The sequence below is a fragment of the Streptomyces sp. SID486 genome (assembly GCF_009865385.1).
Classification (GTDB): Bacteria; Actinomycetota; Actinomycetes; order Streptomycetales; family Streptomycetaceae; genus Streptomyces.
Map to the genome: position 1 here is coordinate 1 of NZ_WWJT01000477.1, position 4,618 is coordinate 4,618.

The 4,618-nt window shown below is 74.7% G+C and carries 4 protein-coding genes, 1 other RNA gene and 1 pseudogene; 2 read left to right on the plus strand and 4 right to left on the minus strand.

Annotated features, from left to right (window positions below; translation table 11 throughout):
- Nucleotides 1-291: pseudogene (locus GT045_RS22630) on the plus strand (RpiR family transcriptional regulator); the annotation flags it as partial.
- A gap of 131 nt (nt 292-422) precedes the next feature.
- Here the strand turns inward: GT045_RS22630 and GT045_RS22635 are convergent.
- The 4 genes from GT045_RS22635 to GT045_RS22650 all read right to left on the minus strand — a co-directional run bounded on the left by GT045_RS22635 (nt 423) and on the right by GT045_RS22650 (nt 2,948).
- A complete protein-coding gene (locus GT045_RS22635) occupies nt 423-980 on the minus strand; it encodes an NAD(P)H-dependent oxidoreductase (RefSeq protein ID WP_161335254.1) in 558 nt (185 codons plus the stop codon).
- Nucleotides 981-1,262: 282 nt separating this feature from the next.
- Nucleotides 1,263-1,565, minus strand: a complete 303-nt coding sequence (locus GT045_RS22640) for a DUF6087 family protein (RefSeq protein ID WP_161293265.1) — start codon at nt 1,563-1,565, stop codon at nt 1,263-1,265.
- A 263-nt stretch (nt 1,566-1,828) separates the two neighbouring features.
- Nucleotides 1,829-2,248: RNase P RNA component class A (gene rnpB / locus GT045_RS22645), an RNA gene on the minus strand.
- Nucleotides 2,249-2,324: 76 nt separating this feature from the next.
- Nucleotides 2,325-2,948 (minus strand): TetR/AcrR family transcriptional regulator, encoded by a 624-nt coding sequence (locus GT045_RS22650; protein WP_161335255.1) that lies wholly within the window; start codon nt 2,946-2,948, stop codon nt 2,325-2,327.
- 60 nt (nt 2,949-3,008) lie between these two features.
- On the opposite strand from GT045_RS22650, the gene GT045_RS22655 reads away from it, so the two are divergent.
- The gene (locus tag GT045_RS22655; RefSeq protein ID WP_161335256.1) at nt 3,009-4,550 is read left to right on the plus strand and encodes an FAD-dependent monooxygenase; all 1,542 of its coding nucleotides are present in this window, start codon (nt 3,009-3,011) and stop codon (nt 4,548-4,550) included.
- Nucleotides 4,551-4,618 lie beyond the last annotated feature (68 nt).

Sequence of the window (4,618 nt, forward strand, 5' to 3'; positions counted from 1 at the left end):
GCCGGCGCGATGGCGGGGGCGGCGGCCGTGCACGCGCCCAACGGGTTCTTCGCCCAGGAGGGCGGCTACGAGCACGCGGCGAGCCTGGGGCTGGCGGCGGCCGGCCTCGCCGTCACCGGCCCCGGCCGGCTCTCCCTCGACCACACCCTCGGGCACGTGTTCGACCGCAGCTGGATGGTCCCGGCCGCGCTCGGCGTGACGGCGGCGGCGACGGCCGTGGTGGTGGGGGCACGCAACCGCCGGCTGCGGCTGCGGACGGAGGGCGAGCAGGAGGCGTTGTTCGAGGAGTGACGCGGCGCGACGAGCCCCGTAGCAGAGGGCGTCTCGGCACTCCGGGGCCGGCCGACAGCGGTCCACCGCGGGCCGTCCGGCAGCGGTCCGCCGTCGGTCGTCCGGGAGGGCGGCGAGCCGTCGAGGGGCGGTCAGCGGGCGAGGCCGGCGTCCACTTCTCCGGCCCCGGCGGCGGCACGGGCGAGGTCGTCCAGGAGGGCGGCCAGGGCTGCCCGGGTCGGCTCGTCGGTCAGCCGGCCGTCCACGATCTTCAGGGTCGCCTGCGGGATACGCAGGTCCGGCGTGACGAGCCGGGCCCCCATCACGGTGAGCGTCTCGGCCAGCCAGGCGCGGGCCCGGTCGCCGCCGGTCGCCGTGGGGGACGCGCTCGCGAGAGCCACCGGCTTGCCATCGACCTCGCCTCCGCCGACCAGCCACTCCAGGGCGTTCTTCAGCACGCCCGAGGTGCCGTGGGCGTACTCCGGGGTCACGATCAGCAGGCCGTCCGCCGCGCCCACCGCGGCCCGGAACTCCGCCACGACCTCCGGCAACGCGGTCTCCTCGACCTCGGCGTCGAAGTAGGGCAGCCGGTCCAGGCCCGCGTCGACGGTGAGTTCACGCGGAGGCACGGTCAGCTCGGCCGCCGCGCGCAGCACGGCCGCGTTCAACGATCCGGATCGCAGACTTCCGCACAGGCCAAGGGTTTTCACGACGATCAGCTTACGCGGCGCGAGGCGCGGCACGCCGCTGTCGCCGGTCGGCCCCGTGCGCATCGCGGGAAGGCGGCCGCCGCGTCGCGGGACCGCGGCCGCCGCGTCGCGGGACCGCGGCCACCGCGTCGCTGCTCCACACCCGTGCGGAAGCGGAGGTCCGGCAGGAGTCCCGACACCCCCCACTTCGCGGCCCCTTCGAAGGAACCCGAGGAGTCCCGGCAGGAACGGCGCGGCCGGTGCGGCGGCCCCGAAGACACCGAGGCCGCGCGCGAGCCGGCGTCAGGGCTTGCGGTGGCGGCCGGTTCCGGGTGCCATCGGCTGACCGCTCGGGCCGGTCGGGAGGACGGCCGCTTGTCCGTCGTCGGTTCCGTGGAGGACGCGCTGAGCGGCGGCGTAGCCGTCGGCCATGCGGTACGGACTCCACTGGTAGCCGTCCCAGCGGAGGATCACCCGGGGTGCCCTGGGGTGGAGGTGGGCGGCGGCGTGTTCGTGACCGAGGATGACGGCCTTCAACTCGCCGATCGGCCGTTTCCGTTCCTCCCGGCGCTTCGCCCACTCGTCCAGGGGTTCGTCAGCGTCCACGCACGGTCTCCTCGGCAGGTCCAGGTCCGGGACGCGTCATCCAACCAGACTCGTGGACCCCCGGGAGCGACAGCGAGCCCGAACCGCTCGGCCGGGGGACGGCCGCGCTCGGCGAGTGGGCCGTACCGGAGCGCGGACGGAGCCGGAGGCCGCAGAGGCTTCCCGATCTCCCCGGACGTTCCCCGGACACTCCCGGGGCGCTCCCCGGCGCAAGATCATCTCTGGCGTGCGACAAGAGTCCCGCGGGTCAGTGACCTGACGGGCAGACGAGTCGGGCTGTACGCCGGGTTCTGTTCCCCGGTGTCCTCGCGGACGCCGGGGCGACGGCCATCCATCTAGGGCCGGCGTTGCCGCCGGCCTCGTGCGGTCTACCCGCGGACTCGGGCGGGCAGCCCTCGAACGTCCGCGCAGGGCGCTTTTCACGGCGCCCCTCTTGACCTTGCTCCGGGTGGGGTTTACCTAGCTGCCCAGGTCACCCTGGGCACTGGTGGTCTCTTACACCACCGTTTCACCCTTACCGAGGGCCGTCCTCTTCAGAAGAGCACAGCCCTGGCGGTCTGCTTTCTGTGGCACTTTCCCGCGGGTCACCCCGGGTGGCCGTTAGCCACCACCCTGCCCTGTGGAGCCCGGACGTTCCTCGGGAAACCCCCTGGGGGATCTCACGCGGCCGCCCGCCCGGCTCGTCTGCCGTGCCGACCATGCTACCGGGCGAACGTCCCGCCGCGGACCAGCGGCCGGCGCCGGTGACGGCCGGCGGCGTCAGCGGTCGAGTGCCGCGCGCTCCAGGGCGCCGAACGCCTCCTCCAGCCGGGTCCGGTGATCGCGGGCCACCTCGGCCACCGGGTCGCCGGCCGCCAGCCGGCGCACGGAGCCGAGGAAGGCCGTACGGTACGCGGCCACCGTCAGCGCGGCCGCCAGTCCGGGATCCGCCACGCCCGCCTCGCCGAACGCGTCGGCCAGCGCCCGTTCGATCTCCTCCGCACCCTCGCGGGCGCGGGCACGCAGGGCCGGTGATCCGGCGACCGTCCGCCAGAAGTCGGCGAAGGTCTCCCCCACCCCGCTCAGCGGATGCCTCTCCTCCAGGAGCCGCAGCGCCAGGCCGCGCAGGGCGGCGAGCGGGGGCTCGCCGGGGGCGCGGTCGCGTACGGCGGCGGCGAAGAGGTCGACGGCCTGCGGGATGCGGTCGAGGAACAGGTCTTCCTTGCGCGGGAAGTAGTTGAAGACCGTCATCGGGGAGACGCCCGCCGCGCGGGCGATCTCGGCGACCGTCACCGCGTCGAAGCCGCGCTCCCCGATCAGCTCCGTCGCGACGTCCGAGATGCGCTGCCGGGTCTCGCGCTTCTTGCGCTCCCGCAGGGGGAGTTCCTCGTCGTTGCCGTCCATGGGAAAAATTCTACCCTCAGGTGTATCCACTAAAAGTTTTTAGTGACTACAGTTACCTCCATGACGACGACGGACTATGACGTGGTGGTGGCCGGCGCCGGCCCCGTGGGGCTCTTCCTCGGCTGCGAGCTGCGGCTCGGCGGGGCGCGGGTGCTGGTCGTGGAGCGGCTGGCCGAGGTGGACGAGACGGTCAAGGCGGGCTCCATCAACATCCCGAGCGCGGTCGCCTTCTACCGCCGGGGCCTGCTGCCCGAGCTGACGGCGGCGTGGGAGACGGCGCGGGAGAAGCTCCTCGCCTTCCGGCCGGACACCAAGATCCCGCCCAAGTTCGCCGGGCACTTCGCGGGGATCATGCTGGACCCCGACCTGTTCGACGACTCCGGCCCCGCCTGGGCGGACGTCGGCCCCGCCGCCGGCGCCGGTCTCGGCGTCCCACAGGCCGAGCTGGAGCGGATCCTGGCCCGGCGGGCCGGGCAGCTGGGCGTCGAGGTGCGCCGGGGTGTGGAGCTGACCGGCTTCGACGCAGGTGAGGACGGGGTGGACGTCCACACCGGTGACGGGACCGTCCGGGCCGGCTGGCTGGTGGGCTGCGACGGCGGACGCAGCACCGTGCGCAAGCTGGCCGGCTTCGACTTCCCCGGCACCGATCCCGAGATCACCGGCTATCAGGCGGTCGCGAAGCTAGCCGGTGCCGAGCGGCTCGGCACCGGCTGGAACACCACCGACACAGGCACCTACGTCCACGGGCCCTTTCCCGGCCGCGTCCTCACCGTCGAGTTCGACGGCCCGCCCGCCGGGCTCCGCGACGGCACCCCGAGGCTGCCCGTCACCGCCGGGGAACTGCAGGCCAGCCTGCGCCGGGTGTCCGGTGTGCCGGAGGTGAGCGTCACCGAGGTGGTCACGGCGACCCGGTTCACCGACAACGCCCGTCAGGCCACCGAGTACCGCAGGGGCCGGGTGCTGATCGCCGGTGACGCGGCGCACGTGCACTCGCCGTTCGGCGGGCAGGGGCTCAACCTCGGGATCGGGGACGCGCTGAACCTGGGCTGGAAGCTGGCCGCCGTCGCCCGCGGCCGGGCTCCCGAGTCGCTGCTGGACACCTACACCGCCGAACGGCACCCGATCGGGGCCTGGGTGCTCGACTGGACCCGGGCCCAGATCGCGCTGATGCGTCCCGACCGGCATGCCCGCGCCCTGCGCGAGGTGGTCACCGACATGGCGCTGACCACCTCCGGCACGACCTACCTGGCCACCCGGATCTCCGGGGTCTGGCAGCGCTACGACCTGCCCGGCGACCACCCGCTGACCGGCGCCCTCGCCCCCGACCTGGCCCTCGCCGACGGGACCCGGCTCGGCGAGCGGCTGCACACCGGCCGCGCCCTGCTGCTCGACCTGGCCGACGACGCCGGGCTGCGGGCCCAGGCGCGGGGGTACGGCGACCGGCTGGACGTCGTCACGGCCCGCTGCCCGGACCGCCCGGGGCTGCGGGCGCTGTTCGTCCGGCCCGACGGGTTCGTGGCGTGGGCCGCCGACACGGCGGACGGTGCCGGCCTCCCGGATTCCCTGGCCCGCTGGCTCGGCGCTCCGGTGGCCGCCGCCTGACCGGGCCCCGCACCGCGGTGCGCAGACCTTCGCGGGATCCGCACCGCGCCGGTGCCGGACCGGACCGG